At 64.7% G+C, this 20,492-nt stretch carries 17 protein-coding genes; 12 read left to right on the top strand and 5 right to left on the bottom strand.

Going from position 1 to position 20,492, the window contains the following annotated elements:
* The 5 genes from ABZF37_RS03115 to pnp form a co-directional block, all read left to right on the top strand.
* The coding region (locus ABZF37_RS03115) for an EF-Tu/IF-2/RF-3 family GTPase (protein WP_372716651.1) at positions 1-387 on the top strand (387 nt) is incomplete at its 5' end.
* Between the two features lie 5 nt (positions 388-392).
* Positions 393-737, top strand: coding sequence for a 30S ribosome-binding factor RbfA (gene rbfA / locus ABZF37_RS03110; protein WP_372716649.1), 345 nt, complete (start codon positions 393-395; stop codon positions 735-737).
* Complete coding sequence (gene truB / locus ABZF37_RS03105) at positions 734-1,687, top strand: tRNA pseudouridine(55) synthase TruB (protein WP_372716647.1); 954 nt, start codon at positions 734-736, stop codon at positions 1,685-1,687. Before rbfA ends, truB begins: the two co-directional genes overlap by 4 nt.
* A gap of 81 nt (positions 1,688-1,768) precedes the next feature.
* Entirely contained in the window at positions 1,769-2,038 is a 270-nt protein-coding gene (rpsO, locus tag ABZF37_RS03100; RefSeq protein WP_372716645.1) for a 30S ribosomal protein S15, read from the top strand.
* Between the two features lie 87 nt (positions 2,039-2,125).
* Positions 2,126-4,204, top strand: a complete 2,079-nt coding sequence (gene pnp, locus ABZF37_RS03095) for a polyribonucleotide nucleotidyltransferase (RefSeq protein WP_372716643.1) — start codon at positions 2,126-2,128, stop codon at positions 4,202-4,204.
* 123 nt (positions 4,205-4,327) lie between these two features.
* Here pnp and ABZF37_RS03090 read toward each other — a convergent pair whose 3' ends face one another.
* Both ABZF37_RS03090 and argH read right to left on the bottom strand, forming a co-directional pair.
* Positions 4,328-6,082: a phosphoenolpyruvate carboxykinase (GTP) gene (locus ABZF37_RS03090; RefSeq protein ID WP_372716641.1), complete on the bottom strand. Its 1,755-nt coding sequence runs from the start codon at positions 6,080-6,082 to the stop codon at positions 4,328-4,330.
* 113 nt (positions 6,083-6,195) lie between these two features.
* A complete protein-coding gene (gene argH / locus ABZF37_RS03085; RefSeq protein WP_372716639.1) occupies positions 6,196-7,587 on the bottom strand; it encodes an argininosuccinate lyase in 1,392 nt (463 codons plus the stop codon).
* 70 nt (positions 7,588-7,657) lie between these two features.
* Between argH and ABZF37_RS03080 the strand changes: the two genes are divergently transcribed.
* The 7 genes from ABZF37_RS03080 to sucD all read left to right on the top strand — a co-directional run bounded on the left by ABZF37_RS03080 (position 7,658) and on the right by sucD (position 17,069).
* Entirely contained in the window at positions 7,658-8,653 is a 996-nt protein-coding gene (locus ABZF37_RS03080; RefSeq protein ID WP_372716637.1) for a sensor histidine kinase, read from the top strand.
* Positions 8,650-9,336 (top strand): LytR/AlgR family response regulator transcription factor, encoded by a 687-nt coding sequence (locus ABZF37_RS03075; RefSeq protein WP_372716635.1) that lies wholly within the window; start codon positions 8,650-8,652, stop codon positions 9,334-9,336. The genes ABZF37_RS03080 and ABZF37_RS03075 overlap by 4 nt, the downstream gene beginning before the upstream one ends.
* 85 nt (positions 9,337-9,421) lie before the next feature.
* A complete protein-coding gene (locus ABZF37_RS03070) occupies positions 9,422-12,250 on the top strand; it encodes a 2-oxoglutarate dehydrogenase E1 component (RefSeq protein ID WP_372716633.1) in 2,829 nt (942 codons plus the stop codon).
* Positions 12,251-12,289: 39 nt separating this feature from the next.
* Entirely contained in the window at positions 12,290-13,492 is a 1,203-nt protein-coding gene (odhB, locus tag ABZF37_RS03065) for a 2-oxoglutarate dehydrogenase complex dihydrolipoyllysine-residue succinyltransferase (protein ID WP_372716631.1), read from the top strand.
* Positions 13,492-14,907 (top strand): dihydrolipoyl dehydrogenase, encoded by a 1,416-nt coding sequence (gene lpdA / locus ABZF37_RS03060; protein ID WP_372716629.1) that lies wholly within the window; start codon positions 13,492-13,494, stop codon positions 14,905-14,907. The genes odhB and lpdA overlap by 1 nt, the downstream gene beginning before the upstream one ends.
* 123 nt (positions 14,908-15,030) lie before the next feature.
* Positions 15,031-16,200: an ADP-forming succinate--CoA ligase subunit beta gene (sucC, locus tag ABZF37_RS03055; RefSeq protein WP_372716627.1), complete on the top strand. Its 1,170-nt coding sequence runs from the start codon at positions 15,031-15,033 to the stop codon at positions 16,198-16,200.
* Positions 16,197-17,069, top strand: a complete 873-nt coding sequence (gene sucD / locus ABZF37_RS03050; RefSeq protein ID WP_372716625.1) for a succinate--CoA ligase subunit alpha — start codon at positions 16,197-16,199, stop codon at positions 17,067-17,069. Before sucC ends, sucD begins: the two co-directional genes overlap by 4 nt.
* Before the next feature lie 13 nt (positions 17,070-17,082).
* On the opposite strand, the gene ABZF37_RS03045 is transcribed toward sucD, so the two are convergent.
* The 3 genes from ABZF37_RS03045 to ABZF37_RS03035 form a co-directional block, all read right to left on the bottom strand.
* Entirely contained in the window at positions 17,083-18,432 is a 1,350-nt protein-coding gene (locus tag ABZF37_RS03045; RefSeq protein ID WP_372716623.1) for a Fic family protein, read from the bottom strand.
* Positions 18,433-18,528: 96 nt separating this feature from the next.
* Positions 18,529-18,918, bottom strand: a complete 390-nt coding sequence (locus ABZF37_RS03040; RefSeq protein WP_372716621.1) for a DUF779 domain-containing protein — start codon at positions 18,916-18,918, stop codon at positions 18,529-18,531.
* Between the two features lie 20 nt (positions 18,919-18,938).
* Positions 18,939-20,459, bottom strand: a complete 1,521-nt coding sequence (locus tag ABZF37_RS03035; protein WP_372716619.1) for an aldehyde dehydrogenase family protein — start codon at positions 20,457-20,459, stop codon at positions 18,939-18,941.
* Positions 20,460-20,492: the final 33 nt, after the last annotated feature.

The following is a 20,492-nucleotide window of genomic DNA, read 5'->3' as shown; positions in this document are numbered from 1 at the left end:
GGGGTTCAGGTCCGCTATCACAGCATCATCTATGAGGCTATTGATGAGGTAAAGCTGGCCCTGGGCGGCCTGCTGGAGCCGGAGATCAAGGAAAACATCCTGGGTCTGGCCGAGGTGCGTGAGGTCTTTCGCTCTGCCAAGCTGGGCGCGGTCGCCGGCTGTATCGTGGCCGACGGCGTGGTACGCCGACGCTGCCCGATTCGGGTACTGCGGGCCAACGTGGTGATCTTCGAGGGCGAGCTTGAGTCCCTGCGTCGGCATAAGGATGACGTCAACGACGTCCGAGCCGGGACCGAGTGTGGCATCGCGGTCAAGCAGTACGATGACGTGCGTGTCGGCGATCAGATCGAGTGCTACGAGCGCATCAAGGTCGAGCGCACGCTGTAACGGTCATGGAAGGCATCGACCGTACCCGGCGTGTGGCGGAAGCCATTGCACACGAATTGCCGGCAGCGCTGCGCGAGGTCAACGACCCGCGCGTTACCGGCATGATTACCGTGCACACGGTGGTCGTGAGTCGTGACCTTGGGGTGGCCAAGGTGCGCTTTGGCGTGGTCGGGGAGGCCGACGCCGCGGCGGTAGCGATCGGCCTGCGACATGCAGCCGGTTTTTTGCGCCGGCGCCTGGCTTCGGTGCTGCGTTTGCGGCGCATGCCCGAGCTTCGCTTCGAACTGGAAACACCACCCGTGGTGGAAGACCTGTTGCGCCGTATTGCGGTGGAGGGGCGCGCCTCTTGAGTCGCCGTCGCGGGCGCCCGGTCAGCGGCGTTCTGCTTCTGGACAAGCCGACCGGACTGTCCTCGAACCAGGCACTGCAAGCGGCGCGCCGCTTGTTTGATGCCTCCAAGGCCGGCCATACGGGCACCCTGGATCCGTTGGCCACTGGCTTGCTGCCGGTGTGCTTTGGCGAGGCGACCAAGGTGACGCAGTTCCTGCTCGGGGCGGACAAGACCTACCGCGCGCGCGCGCGTCTGGGTGTGACCACCCGCAGCGGTGATAGCGATGGCGAGTGGCTTAGCGAACGCCCAGTGGCGGTGGACGAGGCAGGCGTGATCGCGGCATTGGCGGCCCACACCGGCGACCTGATGCAGGTGCCCTCCATGTATTCAGCGCTCAAGCATGGCGGAGAGCGCCTCTACGCCCTGGCGCGTCGCGGCGAGGTGGTGGAGCGCCCGGCGCGCGCAGTGCGTATCAGCCGTTTGCAATTGCTCAGCCTGGCCGGTGATGAGATGGAACTTGAACTGGACTGCTCCAAAGGCACCTATGTGCGCAGCTTGGTCGAGGATTTGGGCGAAGCCCTCGGTTGCGGTGCTCATGTGGTCGCGCTGCGACGCTTGCGGGTCGGCGCGCTCGATGTTTCGCAGGCACAGACGCTGGAGCAGTTGCGCGAGGTCGCCAGCGCCGGTGTGGCAGCGCTGGACGCGCAGCTGGTGCCCATCGGACAGGCACTGGCACACTTGCCACAGGTGCAACTGTCGGAGGCAGACGCCGACTCCTTACAACGTGGGCAGGCGCTGGCCCTGATGCAGCCGCTTGCCGATGGTTGGGTGGCGGTGTTCACGCAGGGGCGGGCATTCGTAGGTATGGCCGAGGCCGCGGCGGGCCAATTACTGCCGCGCCGGCTGGTGAGCCAAGCTGATGAGCCACGGCATGGCCCTGATCGGGCGGAAACTGTCGGACATGGTTGAGCTTGACACGGGGCGGCAGGTACAATCCGCCGTTTCCCCAAAGATCATCAGTGGCGTCTTTTGCCCGGAGTAATCGCCCCCATGTCGCTTAATGTCGAAAAAACAGCCGATCTGGTGAAGTCCTATGGCCGTACTGCCAACGACACCGGGTCGGTCGAAGTCCAGGTGGCGTTGATCTCGGCGCGCCTTGACCAACTCAACGATCACTTCAAGCTGCACCGCCAGGATCATCACTCGCGCCAGGGTTTGCTGCGCTTGGTGGCCCAGCGGCGCAAGCTGCTCGATTACCTGAAGCGTTGCGACAGTGGCCGTTATCGGACGCTCGTCGAGCGGCTCGGTCTACGCCGCTGAGGCGACCTGATGTTCCCGCCGGGAGCATCGCAGTCCAGCCGCTGGGCGGCTTGGATATGACAGTTCAATGCAAGGGAAGAAAGCTACGTGAAATTTATCCGTAAAGAAGTCCAGCTAGGCAAGCATCTGCTGACCCTGGAAACCGGCGAAATTGCCAAGCAGGCCTACTCCGTGATGGCCCGCATGGGCGACACCATGGTGCTGGTGGCAGTCACCGCCAGCAAAGGCATAAGGCCCGGGCAGGATTTCTTCCCGCTGACGGTGGATTTTATCGAGCGCACCTATGCCGCAGGACGTATCCCGGGCGGCTTCTTCAAGCGCGAGGGCCGGCCGACCGAGAAGGCCATCTTGACGTCCCGTTTGATTGACCGAGCCATGCGCCCGCTGTTTCCGAAGGGTTTCTACAACGAAGTGCAGGTAGTCCCTACGGTACTGTCAGCCGACGACGAGATCGATCCTGATATCCCAGCCCTGATTGGCGCCTCGGCGGCGCTGATGCTGTCCGGCTTGCCGTTCAAGGGGCCAGTGGCGGCTACCCGCGTCGGTTACAAGGATGGCGCCTATGTGATCAACCCCACCTACAAGGAAACCGCCGAGTCGGACCTTAACCTGGTGGTGGCGGGCACTGCCGACGGCGTGATCATGGTTGAGTCGGAAGCCAAAATGCTGTCCGAAGAGGTGATGCTGGAAGGTGTGCTGGCCGGACATCGTGCGTTCCAGCCGGTGCTTCAGGCCATTCTTGAGCTGGTCGCCGAGGCAGGCGTGCAGCCTTGGCCGTGGACGCCTCCGGAAAAGGATCTTGATCTGGAGGCGGCAGTCAATTCGGCTGTCGAGCATGTGCTGGTCGAGGCTTATTCGATTCCCGAAAAGCAGGCTCGGCAGGACGCCGTGGCGCAAGCCCGCGAGCGCGTGACCCATCTCGCCGGCGACACTGGGGAGCGCGCGCAGGAAGTGCAAACGCTGTTCTCGGCGATCGAAAAGCGCATCGTGCGTGGCCGTATTGTTGACGGTAACCCGCGCATTGACGGTCGCACCACGCGCCAGGTACGCCCGATCACCATTCGTACCGGTGTATTGCCGCGTACCCATGGCTCGGCCCTGTTCACCCGCGGCGAGACGCAAGCCCTGGTGGTCACCACCTTGGGCACCGAGCGCGACGCACAGCTGATTGACGCCCTGGAAGGCGAGTTCCGCGACGGTTTCATGCTGCACTACAACTTCCCGCCTTATTGCGTCGGCGAGACGGGTCGAGTCGGCGCCACCAAGCGCCGCGAGATCGGCCATGGCCGGCTGGCCAAGCGCGCGTTGGCGGCCGTCGTGCCGGCCAAGACGGCATTCCCATACACGCTGCGGATCGTGTCCGAGATCACCGAGTCCAATGGATCAAGCTCCATGGCGACCGTGTGTGGTGGCAGCCTGTCACTGATGGATGCCGGTGTGCCGATCAGCGAGCCGGTGGCGGGTATCGCCATGGGCCTGATCATGGACGGCAGCCGCTTCGCGGTGCTGTCGGACATTCTGGGCGACGAGGATCACCTGGGCGACATGGACTTCAAGGTCGCCGGTACCACCACGGGTGTCACTGCCCTGCAGATGGACATCAAGGTCACCGGCATCACCGGCCAGATCATGCAGGCGGCGCTTGAGCAGGCCTGCGAAGGCCGGCTGCACATCATTGGTGAAATGGCAAAAGCCCTGGCCAAACCGCGCGAGGAAATGTCCGACTACGCGCCGCGCATCCTGACCGTGCACATCCACCCGGACAAGATCCGTGATGTCATTGGCAAGGGCGGGGTCACGATCCGTGGCATCACCGAGCAGACTGGCACCACCATCGATATTGACGATGACGGCACGGTGCGCATCGCTTCGGTAGACCGGGCCGCAGCCGAGGAGGCGCGTGGCCTGATCGAGCGCATCACCGCCGAGATTGAGGTCGGGATGGTATATGAGGGTCGCGTGGCGCGGTTGATGGATTTTGGTGCTTTCGTCACCATCCTGCCCGGTCGCGATGGCTTGCTGCACATCTCGCAGATATCCGACGAACGCGTCGAGAAGGTCAGTGACAAGCTGGCCGAGGGCGATGTGGTGCGGGTCAAGGTGCTAGAGGTGGACAAGCAGGGCCGTATTCGCCTGAGCATGAAGGCGTTGACCGAAGCCGCTTGAACGAGATCGATTTGCCCTGAACGGGGCGTGTAGTTTAAGAAGCCGGCGTGGGTCCGCCCCGCGCCGGCTTCCTTTGTTTTTGCCGCGGCTTTTTTGGTCCCTGGGCGCGGACGGGGTCGAGTGCTAGGTCGCGCCTAAACCGCGCAGGTCCTGTGCAACCTGTTCGCGCTCATCGTGCAGTGCTTGCGGTACGCGTGGCTCAAAGCCTTGCAGAAAGCTGCTGACCTGGTCCATTTCGTCCCGCCAGGCTTGTGGCTCGATCTCGGTCAGCTGCCGCATGTGGTCGTGCGACACGTCGAGGCCGGAAAGGTCGATATCGCCGTGCAAAGGCAAATTGCCGACCGGCGTTTCGTGCGCGCCGATGCTGCCCTGACAGCGGTCCAGAATCCATTTCAGGACACGCAGGTTCTCGCCGAAACCCGGCCACAGGAAACGGCCTTGTGCGTCGCGTCGGAACCAGTTGACCTGATAGATACCGGGTGCCTTGTTCAGCCGGGCACCCGTGGCCAGCCAATGTGACCAGTAATCGCCGAAGTGATAGCCACAGAACGGTTTCATGGCCATCGGATCGCGCCGCACAACACCGGTTTTGCCGGTGGCTGCAGCGGTAGTTTCGGAGGCCATCGAGGCACCCAGCAGCACACCGTGGCGCCAGTTTCTGGCCTCCAGCACCAGCGGTACCAGGGAGGCGCGCCGGCCACCAAAGATGATGGCCGAGATGGGGACTCCGGATGGCCGCTCGGCGGCATCGGACCAGGACTTGCATTGGCGGGCCGATACCGTGAACCGGGAATTCGGATGCGCTGCCGGGCCATTGGCCGGCTGATAGGGCCGCCCTTGCCAGTCAAAGGCCGGCGTCTCGTCGGACAGGCCTTCCCACCATGGCCGCCGGTCTTCGGTGAGCGCCACGTTGGTGAAAATGGTGTCGTGCTGCAGCATATCGACGGCGTTGGCGTTGGTGTGCCGGCTGGTGCCGGGCGCCACGCCAAAAAAACCGGCCTCGGGATTGATGGCCCATAGCCGGCCGTCGTCTCCCACATGCAGCCAGGCGATGTCGTCACCGATGGTATGCACTTTCCAGCCCTGATATTCCTGGGGCGGGATCAGCATGGCCATATTGGTTTTGCCACAAGCCGAGGGAAACGCGGCCGCGATGTAGTGCAGCCGCCCTTGTGGATCCTCGATACCCATGATCAGCATGTGTTCGGCCAGCCAGCCTTCCTGACGCGCCTGATGCGAAGCAATGCGCAGCGCGTGGCATTTCTTGCCCAGCAGCGCGTTGCCGCCGTAACCGGAGCCGATGCTCTGGATCGCCAGCTCCTGCGGGAAGTGCATGATGAAGCGACGCTCCGGGTGCAGATCACCCAGCGAGTGAAGGCCCTTGACGAAGCTACCCTCGCGCTCGATGCGTTTCAGCGCTGGCGTGCCCATGCGGGTCATGGTGCGCATGCTGGCGGCGACGTACGCGCTGTCGGTAATTTCTACTCCGCAGCGGGCGAGTGGCGAGTCCAGTGGCCCCATGCAATAGGGGACCACATACAGGGTTCGCCCGCGCATGGCGCCGGCAAACAGGGCGTTCATTTTGGCGTGGGCGTCGGCCGGATCCATCCACTGGTTGTTGGGGCCGGCATCGTCGCGCCGGGACGTGCACACGAACGTCAGGTGCTCGGTGCGGGCGACATCCGATGGATCGGAGCGATGCAGGTAACTGCGTGGCCGCGTTTTGGGGTCAAGCTGCAGCAGGGTGCCGCTGTCCAGCATCCCCGCCACCAGCGTGTCGTATTCCGCCTGTGAACCGTCGCACCAGTGAATCTTCTCCGGTTGCGTGAGCGTTGCCACTTCGCGGACCCAGTCCGCAAGTGCCTGGTTGGACGTCATCTGCAAAATCCCCGTATACGCTGCCCGGCGCGATCATCCTGAACGCGTCGATTGAGCCGGCCATAAGCGGCCGGAAAATGGCTAAGAAAAAGGGTCAAGGGTCGTGGACCGGCCTAGGTGTTGTCAAGGCGAGCACGGGCCCGCGCGGCGGCCGCGCGCACCTGGCGCGGAGCGGTGCCGCCGAGGTGGTCGCGCGCATTGACCGAGCCTTCCAGCGTCAGCACGGCAAACACATCCTCGCCGATAAGTGGCGAGAAGCTGCGTAGCTCATCCAGCGTGAAGGCGGCAAGATCGCGACCTGTTTCGACACCGCGACGCACCGCCTGGCCGACGACTTCGTGCGCATCGCGAAACGGCAGGCCGTGGCGCACCAGATAGTCGGCCAGATCGGTGGCCGTGGCAAAGCCGGCGCGCGCCGACTCGCGCATGCGCTCGGCATGGACGATGAGCCCGGGCAGCATGCCGGCAAAGGCAGTCAGTGAGTCGCGCACCGTATCGACGGTATCGAACAGCGGTTCTTTGTCCTCCTGGTTGTCTTTGTTGTAGGCCAGGGGCTGCGCTTTCATCAGCGTCAGGAGCGCGACCAGATGCCCGTTCACACGACCGGTCTTGCCGCGCAGCAGCTCCGGTACGTCGGGGTTCTTTTTCTGCGGCATGATCGACGAGCCGGTACACCAGGTATCTGCCAGGCTGATGAAGCCGAACTGCACCGACGACCACAGCACCAGTTCCTCGGCCATGCGTGAGAAATGGGTCATCAGCAGTGCCGCCGCCGCCACGAATTCGATCGCGAAATCACGGTCGCTGACGGCATCCAATGAGTTCTCGGTCGGGCGATCGAAGCCCAGCAACTGGGCCGTGTAGATTCGATCGATCGGGAAGCTGGTGCCGGCCAGCGCGGCGGCGCCAAGCGGCATGACGTTGACGCGCCGACGGCAATCCTGGAACCGCTCGCGATCGCGCGCCAGCATCTCGAACCAAGCCAGCAGGTGGTGGCCAAAGGTGATTGGCTGCGCCGTCTGCAAGTGCGTGAACCCGGGCATCAGCGTGCCGGCCTCACGCTCGGCGCGCTCGATCAACGCCGCCATCGTTTCGCGCAATTGCCCGTCGATGGCGTCGATTTCGTCCCGCAGCCACAATCGCACGTCGGTGGCGACCTGATCGTTGCGCGAGCGGGCCGTGTGCAGTTTCTTGCCTACCTCGCCGATGCGCTGCACCAGCGCCGACTCGATGTTCATGTGGACGTCTTCGAGCGCCACCTGCCAGGTAAATCGGCCTTCGACGATGTCCGTCTCAATGCCTTCCAGGCCAGCCACAATGGCGCCGGCTTCGGCATCTGTGAGCACGCCGACCCGGGCTAACATCCGGGCGTGGGCGATGGAACCCATAATGTCGTGGTGGGCGAGACGCTGGTCGAGGCCGACCGAGGCGGTGAACCGCTCGACAAAGGCGTTGGTGGGTTCGGCGAAACGGCCGCCCCAGGGTTTGCGGGGTGCTGCGGACATGGACGAAACAAGCGCTGGGCGGGGCGAGCGCTCCAGTATAGCTGAGGCCCCTCGGTCCGCCGGTGCCTTTTTGCCGGACCTGTGCCAGCCAAGAGCGGTTCTGGCGGTCGCGGTGGGTGGCGAGCTGCTGGCGCTGTTGTTTGCCCTGGCGCTGCCACTCGACGCCAACCGTTTCTGGCCGCGACTCGGGCTGTGGTCGCTCGCGGTGCAGTGGGTGGGTTTGCTCGGCAGTGCCGGCTTGTGTGCGCTCGGGCCGAGCCTGGGCCGCTTGCCGATCGTTATGTCGTCCACGCTGGCGCTGATCTGGCTGCTGCTGCTGACTGCCGCCACGACGCTGGCGGCGGCCTGGTTTGGTTTGCTGCCACTGACCGGTGAGGCCCTGAGCTGGTTACTGGCACGCAATTTACTGTTAACGGCGCTGGTCGCCGGGGTGGTGCTGCGCCTCATCTACCTGCGGCACGCCGGCCGTGAGCGGGACCAGGCGCTCGGCCGGGCGCAACTGGAGGTATTGCAGGCGCGCATGCGGCCCCACTTCCTGTTCAACAGCCTGAATACCATCGCCAGTCTGGTGGCCAGTGATGCCGGCCGCGCGGAAGAGGTCACCCTGGCGCTGGCCGATCTGCTGCGGGCGAGCATCGAGGCGGGCGATCGGCTGATCCCGCTGTCGGACGAGATCGAGCTGTGCCGACAGTACCTTGACCTGGAGCGGCTGCGGCTGGGCGAACGCCTGACCGTGGACTGGCAGGTTGACGCTGTGCCGGCCAGTGCCCAGGTGCCTCCCCTCAGTCTTCAGCCGCTGCTGGAAAACGCGGTTTATCACGGCATTGAACCGATGCCGGGTGGGGGACGCATCGCACTACGCTTGTATGCGCCGGAACACGGCACGTTGGAGATTGTCATCGACAACCCGATCGCGCCACGGCGGCCTGGCTCGGGCCTGCACATGGCGATGCTGAATCTGCGGGCCCGTCTGGCGGGCCATTTTGGTGACACTGCCAGCCTCGTTGAAGTCGAAGAATCCGGTCGCCACAGAGTCCGCCTGCGCCTGCCGATAACCCGGACATGAACATTCTGGTCGTGGACGACGAGCCTCTGGCACGAGCGCGGTTGCAGCGGCTGATCGCAGCCATGCCGGCGCACCGGTGCATCGGCGAGGCAGCGGACGGCGAACAGGCGCTGGCCCTGTGTCAGCGGTTGCGACCAGACGTGGTGTTGCTGGATATCCGCATGCCCGGCATGGATGGAATGGCCACCGCGCGGGCGCTGGCAGCTGTTCCGGGCTCCCCGACCATAGTTTTTACCACCGCGTACCCCGATTTCGCGGTGCAGGCTTTCGATGCCGGGGCCGTGCACTACCTGTTAAAGCCGGTCGTGGCCGCCCGTCTGGCGCAGGCGCTTGAACGCATCACGCCGCCTCTGGCCCCAAGCCTGCTGCTGCAGCGCGGCGCCAGCAGCCAGCGCGTGCTACTCGCAGACGTGCTGTACATGCAGGCCGATGCGAAGTATCTGACCGTGCATACCGTCCATGGACAGTGGTTGTTGGAGGAATCACTGGCAAACATGGAGCAGCGGTTCGCGCCACGCTTGCTGCGGGTCCACCGCAGCCTGCTGATCAATGCACAGCGTTTGCGCGCTGTGCATCGGGACGCTGACGGGCATGCCTGGGCGGAAGTAGAGGATGTATCGGCCCGTTTGCCAGTCAGCCGGCGGCTGTTAGGCGTGGTGCAACGGCAACTTGAGGGCCGCTGACGGAGTCACGCCCGGCCCCCGGCTTCAGGAACTGGGCCTGCTGGCCGTAAAATCACGTACTGCCACACAGCAACGTGGACACCCCATGGACGCAAGTTCCAGTCTTGGTTTCGGTAGCGCGGCGTTCGTCGAAGCGCTATACGAGGATTTTCTTGCCGATACGGCCAGCGTACCGCCGGAGTGGCGACGCGAGTTCGAGTCCTGGCGTGGGCCAACGGCGGACAGCGCCCTGATCACCCACAGTGCTGTACAGCAGCGTTTTCGCGATCTGGCGTTGAAACCCACGGTCCTGCGTACCGCGATACCAGCGGCGGACCTTGCCGGCCTGCAAAAACAGAACGCCGTGCAGCAGCTGATCAATGAATACCGTCAGCGGGGCCATCTTGCGGCGCGGACCGACCCGCTGGAACTGGAACAGCTTGCCGACGTCCCGAGCCTGCATCTGGACTATCACGGCCTGACCGCGGCTGATCTTGATGTCAGTTTCGCCGCCGGCGACTTTCCGCTGCCCCCGGGGGCGCCGTTGCGCGATCTGCAGGCGGCCCTGGAGGCGACCTATTGCGGTTCCATCGGTTTCGAGTACGCCTATCTGTCTGACTCGGAGCAGGTGAACTGGCTGCGCCAGCGGATCGAGGCCGGGCGGGCCGCGCTGGAGACGGCCGAACAACGGCAGGTGCTCGCGGCGCTGACCGCCGCAGATGGACTTGAACGCTACCTGCACCGCCGTTATGTCGGCCAAAAGCGGTTCTCACTCGAGGGTGGCGACAGCTTGCTGGTGGTGCTGGATGAGATGGTGCGCCGAGCCGGCGCGGCAGACGTCAAGGAGCTGGTGATTGGCATGGCCCATCGTGGGCGCCTGAACGTGCTGGTCAACATCCTTGGCAAGCAGCCCCGTGAACTGTTCGACGAGTTTGAGGGTAAGTCGACGGTCGTTGGCTCGGGTGACGTCAAGTACCACCTGGGGTTCTCGGCTGACCTGGTAACGTCGGGCGGCCCCATCCACCTGACGCTTGCGTTCAACCCCTCGCACCTTGAAATCATCAACCCGGTCGTCGAAGGTTCGGTGCGGGCGCGTCAGGAGCGCCGCGGTGACCGGGCGCGCCAGCAGGTGTTGCCGCTGCTGATTCACGGCGATGCCGCCTTCGCCGGTCAGGGCGTGGTGATGGAGACGCTGAATCTTGCCAAGACGCGCAGCTATTCCACTGGCGGCTCGCTGCATATCGTCATCAACAACCAGATTGGCTTTACCACCAGCAACCCGGCGGACGCTCGCTCGACCTTTTACTGCACCGAGATTGCTCGCCTGACCCAGGCGCCGGTATTCCACGTCAATGGCGACGATCCCGAAGCGGTGTTGTTTGTGGCACGCCTGGCGCTGGACTTTCGCTTGGCGTTTGGCAGTGACGTGGTGGTCGACATCGTCTGCTACCGCCGCCACGGACATAACGAAGCGGACGAACCGGCTATTACCCAGCCGCGCATGTACGCCAAGATCGCGTCCAAGGCGACGGTGCTCGATCTTTACGCCAAGCGCTTGCACAGCGCCGGGCTGCTCGCCGATGGGGAGGCCCAGGCCCTGGCCGAGGCCTACCAGCAGGCGCTGGATCGCGGCCAGAGCGTGGCGCCGCTGCCAATGAGCGACCAAAAGCCGCTACTGGCCATCGACTGGGCGCCATACATGGGCACCGTGTGGACCGAGCCGGCCCAGACCGCAGTGCCGATCGAAACCCTGCGTTCGCTTGGCGACAAGCTGTGCAGCCCGCCGGCTGGTTTCAAGGTGCATCCGCGGGTCGCCAAGATGCTGGACGATCGGCGCAAAATGACCGCGGGCGAGTTGCTTTTGGACTGGGGCTGCGCCGAAACGCTGGCCTATGCCACGCTGCTGACCGAAGGCTACCGGGTGCGCCTGTCCGGCCAGGACAGCGGCCGGGGCACCTTCTCGCACCGCCACGCGGTGCTGCACAACCAGGACCTGGAGGCAGAGCCGGACCTGCAGCGCTATGTGCCGTTGCAGCACCTGCAGCCCGGCCAACCCAGATTCCTGGCCATCGACTCGCTGTTGTCGGAGGAGGCGGTCCTGGGTTTCGAGTACGGATACGCCAGCGCCGACCCTGAAACGATGGTGATCTGGGAGGCGCAGTTCGGTGATTTCGCCAACGGCGCCCAGGTGGTGATCGACCAGTTCATCAGCTCGTCCGAGTCCAAGTGGCAGCGTCTGTGTGGCATGGTGCTGTTCCTGCCGCATGGCTACGAAGGGCAGGGGCCGGAGCATTCCTCGGCGCGTCTGGAGCGCTATATGCAGCTGTGTGCCGAGCAGAATATGCAGGTATGCGTGCCGTCCACGCCGGCGCAGATGTTCCATATGCTGCGTCGGCAGATGCTGCGCTGCTACCGTCGCCCCTTGGTGGTGATGACCCCAAAGAGCCTGCTGCGGCACCGGCTCTCGGTGTCTGCGTTGGAGGAGCTGGCGGCCGGTGAGTTCCAGCTGATCATCAGCGACTTGTCTGCCCCGCCCTCACGCACGGTGCGCCGGGTGCTGCTTTGTAGTGGCAAGGTCTACTTTGACCTGTTCACGGCGCGACAGGAGCGCGGCATAGAAGACATCGCCATCGTGCGCGTCGAACAGCTCTACCCCTTCCCCAAGGCCCAGTTGACGGCCGAACTGGCTGCTTACGCGGCTGCCGACGAAGTGATTTGGGTACAGGAAGAGCCGCAGAATCAAGGCGCCTGGTACCAGATCCGCCACAAACTGCAGGACGCACTCGCCGCTGGCCAAAGTCTGCGCTACGTCGGCCGGGCTCGGTCGGCCTCCCCCGCGGTGGGCAGCTATGTCTTGCATCAGGCGCAGCAGCAGGCCATGGTGGACGCCGCGCTGGCGCCGGCCAGCGCCGTACGCAAACGCAAATCGGCTTGAACCTGCCACCGTTACCTCCCGCCCAACCCCGGAACCGTCATGGAGATTGAAATAAAGGTGCCAGTGCTACCCGAATCGGTGGCCGAAGCCACCTTGCTGGAATGGCGCAAGCAGCCGGGCGATTCGGTACGGCGTGATGAGATCCTAATCGACGTCGAAACCGACAAGGTGGTGCTGGAAGTCGTGGCGCCGGCCGATGGGGTGCTCACAAGCGTGCATATGCAGGGCGGGGTCACGGTCCATTCAGGCGAATTGCTGGCGACGCTGGATACCAGCGCGGTGGCAAGCTCAGCGGCGGTATCCGCGGCTCCGGAGATCGGGGCGGCGCCGCAGCTGGTAGCGGAGATCCGGCCTGCCGCGGTGACTGGTATGCCGGCAAGTCCGGCGGCACGCAAACTCGCCGCAGAGCAGGGTGTGGATACCGCCGGTCTGTCCGGCAGCGGCCGTGATGGGCGAGTGATCAAGGAAGATGTGCTGGCGGCGACCGCGCAGAGGGCGCCTGCGACAACGGCCGACAGCGTGCCGCCGGGGACCACTGGCGAGCGACCGCAGCAGCGGGTGCCGATGACACGCATCCGCCAGCGCATCGCCGAGCGGCTGGTGGAAGCACAGCGCACGGCCGCAATTCTGACCACCTTCAACGAAGTCAATATGCAGCCGGTCATGGACTTGCGCGCCCGTTACCGCGAAGCGTTCGAGAAGACTCACGGCGTGAAGCTTGGCTTCATGTCGTTCTTTGTAAGAGCGGCCGTGGAAGCGCTCAAGAAATTCCCGCTGCTGAACGCCTCCATCGACGGCAGCGATGTCATCTACCACGGTTATTTTGACGTCGGCATCGCCGTCAGCAGCCCGCGTGGACTGGTGGTGCCGATCCTGCGTGATGCCGAGCAACTATCATTCGCCGAGATCGAAACGACCATCGGCGATTTCGGACGCCGCGCCGGGGACAACAAGCTGACCCTGGAGGAGTTGTCGGGCGGTACGTTTTCCATTACCAACGGCGGCATCTTCGGCTCCATGCTGTCGACGCCGATCCTGAATCCGCCGCAAAGTGCGATTCTGGGCATGCACAACATTGTTGAACGGCCGGTGGCCGAGCAGGGGCAGGTCGTGATCAGACCGATCATGTACCTGGCGCTGTCCTACGATCACCGCCTGGTTGATGGCCGCGAAGCGGTGCAGTTCCTGGTTGCCATCAAGCAAGCGCTGGAAGATCCGGCCCGCCTGCTGCTCGGCGTGTAATGGAACGTTACGATCTGCTGGTCATTGGTGCGGGTCCTGGGGGCTATGTCGCCGCCATCCGTGGCGCGCAACTGGGTTTGCGCGTGGCCTGCGTGGAACGCTGGATCGGCAAGGACGGCAAGCCGGCACTGGGCGGCACCTGTCTGAATGTGGGCTGCATTCCATCCAAGGCACTGCTGGAGTCGTCCGAGCAGTACCACCGCGCCCGCCATGGTCTGGGCGCGCATGGCATCAGCGTGGGTGAGGTCAGCATCGATCCGGCCGCCATGGTGGCCCGCAAGGACAGGATTGTCGGCCAGTTCACCGGCGGCATCACGGGCCTGTTTCGAAAAAATGGAGTCACCTGGCTGCAGGGGAGCGGCCGACTGCTAGGTGGGGGCCAGGTCGAAGTGAAGGCCGCCGATGGCACCGTTCAGACGGTCGGGGCGCAGCACATTCTGATCGCCACCGGTTCGCGCCCGACGCCCCTGTCCGTGGCGCCGCTCGATGGTGATCGCATCGTCGATTCAGCGGGAGCGCTCGATTTCACCGCCGTGCCGGCGACGCTTGGCATCATTGGTGCCGGCGTGATCGGGCTCGAACTTGGCAGCGTTTGGGCGCGCCTGGGCAGCGCGGTGACGCTGCTGGAGGCGATGCCCGAATTTCTGCCAGCGGCAGACCACGCCATCGCGACGATTGCGCACAAGGAATTCACCGGGCAGGGGCTGGATATCCGTCTCGGCGCCAAGGTTACCGGTGCGCGGGTCAAGGCCGGCCGGGTGACGGTTGGCTTCGAGGACGCCAGCGGCCCGCAGCAGGCGCGGTTCGATCGGCTGATCGTCGCCGTCGGGCGCCAGCCGGTGACTGACGATATGGGTCTGGACGTGGCTGCGGTGACCTGCGACGAGCGGGGTTTCATTCCGGTCGACGAGCGTTTTCGCACCAGCGCCGAAGGCGTGTATGCCATCGGTGATGTGGTCCGTGGCCCGATGCTGGCGCACCGCGCATCGGAAGATGGCATTGCCGTCGCCGAAGGCATCGCGGGCCAGCATTGCCATGTCGATTACGGGACCATCCCGTGGATCATTTACACTTGGCCGGAAATCGCCTGGGTCGGTCACACCGAGCAGGCCCTCAAGGCCGAGGGCGTGCCTTACACGGTGGGAGTTTTCCCCTTCCAGGCGAATGGTCGGGCGCGTGCCATGGAGGCCGCGCAAGGGCAGGTAAAGCTGCTTGCCCACGCCGAAACCGACCGCGTGCTGGGCGTGCACATCGTCGGCCCGCACGCCTCTGAGTTGATTGCCGAGGCGGTGGTGGCAATGGAGTTTCGGGCCAGTGCCGAGGATATCGCGCGCATCGTGCACGCCCATCCGACCTTGTCGGAAGCGCTGCACGAAGCGGCCCTCGCCGCCCATGGGCGGGCGATACACATCTGATCGCGGTGGGCAGCGCAGCTGCTGCCCCGTGGTCGGGCGGGTCGAAGTCAATCTGCAATGCGCAGCGGACCAGCCGGGCGTTGGCCGGGCGCCGTTCCCTCAGTCCAAGGAAAGACCAAATCCATGAACCTGCATGAATATCAGGCCAAACAGTTATTTGCTGATTACGGCATCGCCGCGCCGCGCGGTGAGGTCGCCGACAGCCCCGAGGCTGCCAGGGCGGCCGCCGGTCGCGTGCCCGGCAGCCGTTGGGTGGTCAAGGCCCAGGTGCATGCCGGTGGCCGCGGCAAGGCCGGTGGCGTCAAACTGGTGGACAGCGCCGACGCCGTGGCGCAGGCCGCCGAGGCCATGCTGGGCACGCGGCTGGTTACCTACCAGACCGCTGCCGATGGCCAGCCGGTCAACAGCGTGCTGGTCGAGGAAGTCAGCCAGATTGCCCGCGAGTTGTACCTGGGAGCGGTGGTCGATCGGGCCAGCCAGCGGGTGGTGTTCATGGCCTCCACCGAGGGCGGGGTCGAGATCGAGAAAGTCGCCGCCCAGACGCCGGAAAAAATTCTGACCACCGAGGTTGACCCCATCGTCGGACTGCAACCCTACCAGTGCCGACAGATCGCGTTCGGTCTGGGTCTCAGCGGCGATCAGATCAAGCAGTTCACAAAGCTCATGACCGGTCTGGCGCGCATGTTCGAGGAATGCGACCTGTCGTTGCTGGAGGTCAACCCGCTGGTGGTGACCGGCGACGGTCGCCTGGTGTGTCTGGACGGCAAGATCAACATCGACGACAACGCCCTGTACCGTCTGCCGCGCCTGGACGCGATGCGCGACGCCTCCCAGGAAGATGAGAAGGAAAACCGTGCCCGCGAGCACGACATCAGTTACGTGGCGCTGGACGGCAACATCGGCTGCATGGTGAATGGCGCCGGTCTGGCCATGGCCACCATGGACATCATCAAGCTGCACGGCGGCAACCCGGCCAATTTCCTGGACGTGGGCGGTACCGCCACGGCGGCGCGGGTAACCGAAGCGTTCAAGATCATCCTCGCCGACCACAGCGTCAAAGCGGTGCTGGTGAACATTTTCGGCGGCATCGTGCGTTGCGACCTGATTGCCGACGGCATCATTGCCGCAGTCAAGGATGTCGGCGTGAAGGTGCCGGTGGTGGTGCGCCTGGCCGGTAACAATGCCGAACTGGGCAGCCGCAAGTTGGTCGACAGCGGCTTGAACATCATCCCCGCGGACGGCCTCGCCGATGCCGCTCAGAAAGTCGTCAAGGCAGCGGAGAGCGTGGCATGAGCGTGCTGGTCAACAAGGACACCAAGGTCATTTGCCAGGGCTTCACCGGCAAGCAGGGCACGTTTCACTCTGAACAGGCCATCGCCTATGGCACGCGCATGGTCGGTGGGGTCACCCCTGGCAAGGGCGGCAGCGAGCATCTGGGCCTGCCGGTGTTCGATACCGTGCGTGAGGCCGTGCGCCAGACCGGCGCCGATGCCAGCGTCATCTACGTGCCGGCCGCGTTTTGCAAGGACTCGATCCTGGAGGCCGTCGATGCCGGCGTGCCGCTGATTGTGTGCATCACCGAGGGCGTGCCGACACTGGACATGCTGCGGGTGAAGATGGTGGTGGACCGTTCGGGCTCGCGCCTGATTGGTCCCAACTGCCCCGGCATCATCACGCCGGGTGCGTGCAAGATCGGCATCATGTCGGGCGACATCCACCTGCCCGGCAAGGTGGGCATCGTGTCGCGCTCCGGCACGCTGACCTACGAGGCTGTTGCTCAGACCACGGCCATAGGCGCCGGACAGTCCACCTGCATCGGTATCGGTGGCGACCCGATTCCGGGCACCAGCTTCATCGACGCGCTGCGCCTGTTCAAGGACGACCCGCAGACCGAGTGCATTCTGATGGTCGGCGAAATCGGTGGCAGCGCCGAGGAAGAAGCGGCCGAGTACATCGCCTCCGAAGTCAGGAAGCCGGTGGTGGGTTTCATCGCGGGCGCCACCGCACCGGCTGGCAAGCGCATGGGCCATGCCGGGGCCATCATCGCCGGTGGCAAAGGCACTGCCGAGGACAAGTTCCGCGCCATGGAGCGCGCCGGTGTGCACGTCGCTCGGTCGCCGGCTGAGCTTGGTGATACCGTCAAGAGGGCGCTACGCATGTGAATGCCGGTCCACGTCAGCGGTTCCTGGCGGCGGACTCAATCCGTGCCTGCAGGTCAGGCGGAGCAAAGAACATGAACGCGCGACCGCGCTTGCGCTGTTGCAGCAGGCCCAGTTCGGCGAGGCGTAACAGGTCGGTACGGGCCGTTTGCAGGCTGGTCCGATGCGAGCGGCGGTGGCTTTCCACCGTGTAGCCGTGCCCGGCATGCTGGAGTGCGTGGCTTAGCAGGGCCACTTGCCGGTGATTCAGGTCGCCCATGCCGGGCGCGCTGTGCAGCAGCCGCTGCGCGGAGCGCTGTTCGGCGGTCTTGCGGGCCAGGTATTCGTGCAGGGCCGCGATGGCCCGTTCAATGACGTCCAGCTGGTGAATCAGGAAGTAGGTCGTGTCGTTCTGGTCGGTTTCGCACAGCAGATAGGCGCGACCGTATTTGGCCGGTGCCTGGCGCAGCAGCCGCGAGATGGACACGTATTCCATCAACCAGTAGCCCGAACGCGCCAGGCTCCAGTAGAACAGCGCACGCGCCGTGCGCCCGTTGCCGTCCACGAACGGGTGGTCGTAGCCGAGCATGTAGTGCAGCAGGATGGCGCGTAGCACCGGGTGGACAAACGGCTCGCCATCGACAGTATTGGCGAAGTCGCACAGGCGTTGCAGGCGCTGCGGCAGGCTTGCAGCGTCGGGCGGATCGTGCAGGACCAGCGAATGCTGGGCGTTCACGACCTGGATGTTTTCGTCTGCGCTGCGCAGGCGCCCGGCGGCGGTGGGGTCGTCGAGCGTGCCCTCGGTCACGATACGGTGCAGTTCGAGCACGCTATCCGGGCTCAGCGGCTCGGCGCGCAGCTCGCGCACGCGCTCCATGACATGAAAGTTGTTCAGGATCATCCGCTCGCCGTGATCGCGCGGCGCCCGCCCGCTGCGCAGCATGGCTTTGGCCACTTCGCGCGTGGTGGCCGCCCCCTCAAGCTGGCTTGACGTGATCGCTTCCTCGATCAGGGAGTTGACCAGATAACGGTCCCGGTCTTCGCCGGACACGATGGGCGTGTCCATGGCCACCATCCCGGCTGCCTGCCGGTCGATGGTGTGCAAGGCGCGCAGCACCGGGTCGGGTGTGCCGAACAGCACCGGTTGCTGGTGTTTATCCTCGAACGGAAGGGATTTCAACAGGCCCAGACGGGCGATCTTGATGCCCGCCCACCACGCGTCGTGGGCAACTCCGTCGGACGGTGTGCGATGACGCAGTTCATCCCAGTGCAGATACCGGCCGTTGACCAACGGGCCGATTCCCAAACCCGCCAGACGGGAAAATTCTCTCGATTCGAGTTTGGCGATGACCGTCGAAAGCAGAGGCGGTGTCAGGGGTATTTGCACGTTCCCTCCGAACTGCTAATTCTTGCTTGGCTAGCAGTGTATTGGCAGCTCAGGCTGAACTGCTAATTTTTAAGAAACTAGCAAATCGTTAGCAGTTCAGGACCGGGCCAATTCCGGGCGTACCACCACCAGCGCCGCCCACTCGCCCTCATCGAACAGCCGCGAGCGACTGTGAAAGCGCATGCCCTCTGGGCCTTCCAGGGAGAACATGCCGCCGCGACCGGGCACCGCATCGATGATGATCTGGGTGTGCTTCCAGTACTCGTACTGGGCGGCGCCGATGTGGAATGGCTGGCCGCCAATGTCCCCCAGGTACACGTCCTGCTCGCCCAGCAGCAATTCGCCGCGCGGGTAGCACATGGGCGAGCTGCCATCGCAGCAGCCACCCGACTGATGGAACATCAGCGGCCCGTGGCGGGCCACCAGGCGCGCGATCAAGGACAGGGCGGCCTCGGTGGCCACCACCCGCGGCGGGGCGGCAGGCATATCCATTCCAGAATCAGTCCTCAGAAAAAGCCGAGCGCCTGCTCGCTGTAGCTGACCAGCACGTTCTTGGTCTGCTGGTAATGGCCGAGCATCATCTTGTGGCACTCGCGGCCGATACCGGATTGCTTGTAGCCGCCAAACGCCGCGTGCGCCGGGTACAGGTGATACGCGTTCACCCACACGCGCCCGGACTGGATGCCGCGCGCCATGCGGTGACAGGTGTTCTGTTCACGCGACCACACGGCGGCGCCGAGGCCATACAGGGTGTCGTTGGCCAGCGCCAGCGCCTCGTCCTCGTCCTTGAAGGTGGCCACCGACACCACCGGTCCGAAGATCTCCTCCTGGAAGATGCGCATGCGGTTGTGGCCCTTGAACACGGTCGGTGCCACGTAATAGCCGTCGGCCATGTCGCCCTCGTGAGTGACGCGCATGCCACCGGTAAGCAGCTGCGCGCCTTCCTGCTTGCCGATGTCGATGTAGGAGAGGATTTTTTCGAGTTGTTCCTGAGACGACTGAGCGCCGATCATGGTGTCCGTGTCGAGCGGGTCGCCGCCACGGATGGCCGCCACGCGCTTTAGCGCGCGCTCCATGAAGCGGTCGTAGAGCGATTCCTGGATCAGCGCCCGCGACGGGCTGGTGCAGACCTCGCCCTGGTTGAGGGCGAACATGGCGAAGCCTTCCAGGGCCTTGTCGAAGTAGGCGTCGTCGCGCGCGCCGACGTCGTCAAAAAAGATGTTGGGCGACTTGCCGCCCAGTTCCAGCGTCACCGGGATCAGGTTGGCGGACGCGTACTGCATGATCAGCCGTCCGGTGGTGGTCTCGCCGGTAAACGCCACTTTGGCCACGCGCGGACTGGAAGCCAGCGGCTTTCCGGCCTCCACCCCAAAACCGTTGACCACATTGATCACGCCCGGCGGGATCAGATCCTGGATCAGCTCCATCAGCACCAGGATCGAGGTCGGTGTTTGCTCGGCGGGCTTGAGCACCACACAGTTGCCGGCGGCCAGCGCCGGGGCCAGCTTCCACACCGCCATCAGCAACGGGAAGTTCCACGGGATGATCTGCGCCACCACGCCCAGCGGCTCGTGAAAGTGGTAGGCCACGGTGTCGGCGTCGATCTGCGACAGGGCGCCTTCCTGCGCCCGCAGCGCGCCGGCAAAGTAGCGCCAGTGATCCACCGCCAGCGGCAGGTCGGCGGCCAGGCTCTCGCGGATTGGCTTGCCGTTGCTGAAGGTCTCGGCCACCGCCAGCATTTCGAGGTTCTGCTCCATGCGCTCGGCGATCCTGAGCAGCAGGTTGGCGCGCTCGGCCGGCGCGGTCCTGCCCCAGGCCGCTTTGGCCGCGTGGGCGGCGTCCAGCGCGCGCTCGATGTCGTCCTTGCCCGAGCGCGGAATTTCGCAGTACGCCCGGCCGGTGATCGGGCTGATGTCCTCGAAGTACTCTCCGGAGGCGGGTGGCAGCCATTGCCCGCCGATGAAGTTGCCGTAGCGGGGTTTGAAATTAAGCTTGGCACCGGGCGTGCCGGGGGCGGCGTAATGCATGGTGATCTCCTCCAGCGGATGGGCGGGGTATCC

The organism is Immundisolibacter sp., from assembly GCF_041601295.1.
In the GTDB taxonomy this organism is placed as follows: domain Bacteria; phylum Pseudomonadota; class Gammaproteobacteria; order Immundisolibacterales; family Immundisolibacteraceae; genus Immundisolibacter.
The sequence above is the reverse complement of the archived record's forward strand: the minus strand, read 5'-3'. Positions and strand labels throughout refer to the sequence as shown.

What these genes read in the sequence shown, in the direction of transcription:
- rbfA (WP_372716649.1), top strand. Translation starts at nt 393, where the DNA reads ATGGAAGGCATCGACCGTACCCGGCGTGTGGCGGAAGCCATTGCACAC.
- rpsO (WP_372716645.1), top strand. Translation starts at nt 1,769, where the DNA reads ATGTCGCTTAATGTCGAAAAAACAGCCGATCTGGTGAAGTCCTATGGC.
- ABZF37_RS03090 (WP_372716641.1), bottom strand. Translation starts at nt 6,082, where the DNA reads ATGACGTCCAACCAGGCACTTGCGGACTGGGTCCGCGAAGTGGCAACG.
- argH (WP_372716639.1), bottom strand. Translation starts at nt 7,587, where the DNA reads ATGTCCGCAGCACCCCGCAAACCCTGGGGCGGCCGTTTCGCCGAACCC.
- ABZF37_RS03075 (WP_372716635.1), top strand. Translation starts at nt 8,650, where the DNA reads ATGAACATTCTGGTCGTGGACGACGAGCCTCTGGCACGAGCGCGGTTG.
- ABZF37_RS03070 (WP_372716633.1), top strand. Translation starts at nt 9,422, where the DNA reads ATGGACGCAAGTTCCAGTCTTGGTTTCGGTAGCGCGGCGTTCGTCGAA.
- odhB (WP_372716631.1), top strand. Translation starts at nt 12,290, where the DNA reads ATGGAGATTGAAATAAAGGTGCCAGTGCTACCCGAATCGGTGGCCGAA.
- lpdA (WP_372716629.1), top strand. Translation starts at nt 13,492, where the DNA reads ATGGAACGTTACGATCTGCTGGTCATTGGTGCGGGTCCTGGGGGCTAT.
- sucC (WP_372716627.1), top strand. Translation starts at nt 15,031, where the DNA reads ATGAACCTGCATGAATATCAGGCCAAACAGTTATTTGCTGATTACGGC.
- sucD (WP_372716625.1), top strand. Translation starts at nt 16,197, where the DNA reads ATGAGCGTGCTGGTCAACAAGGACACCAAGGTCATTTGCCAGGGCTTC.
- ABZF37_RS03040 (WP_372716621.1), bottom strand. Translation starts at nt 18,918, where the DNA reads ATGCCTGCCGCCCCGCCGCGGGTGGTGGCCACCGAGGCCGCCCTGTCC.
- ABZF37_RS03035 (WP_372716619.1), bottom strand. Translation starts at nt 20,459, where the DNA reads ATGCATTACGCCGCCCCCGGCACGCCCGGTGCCAAGCTTAATTTCAAA.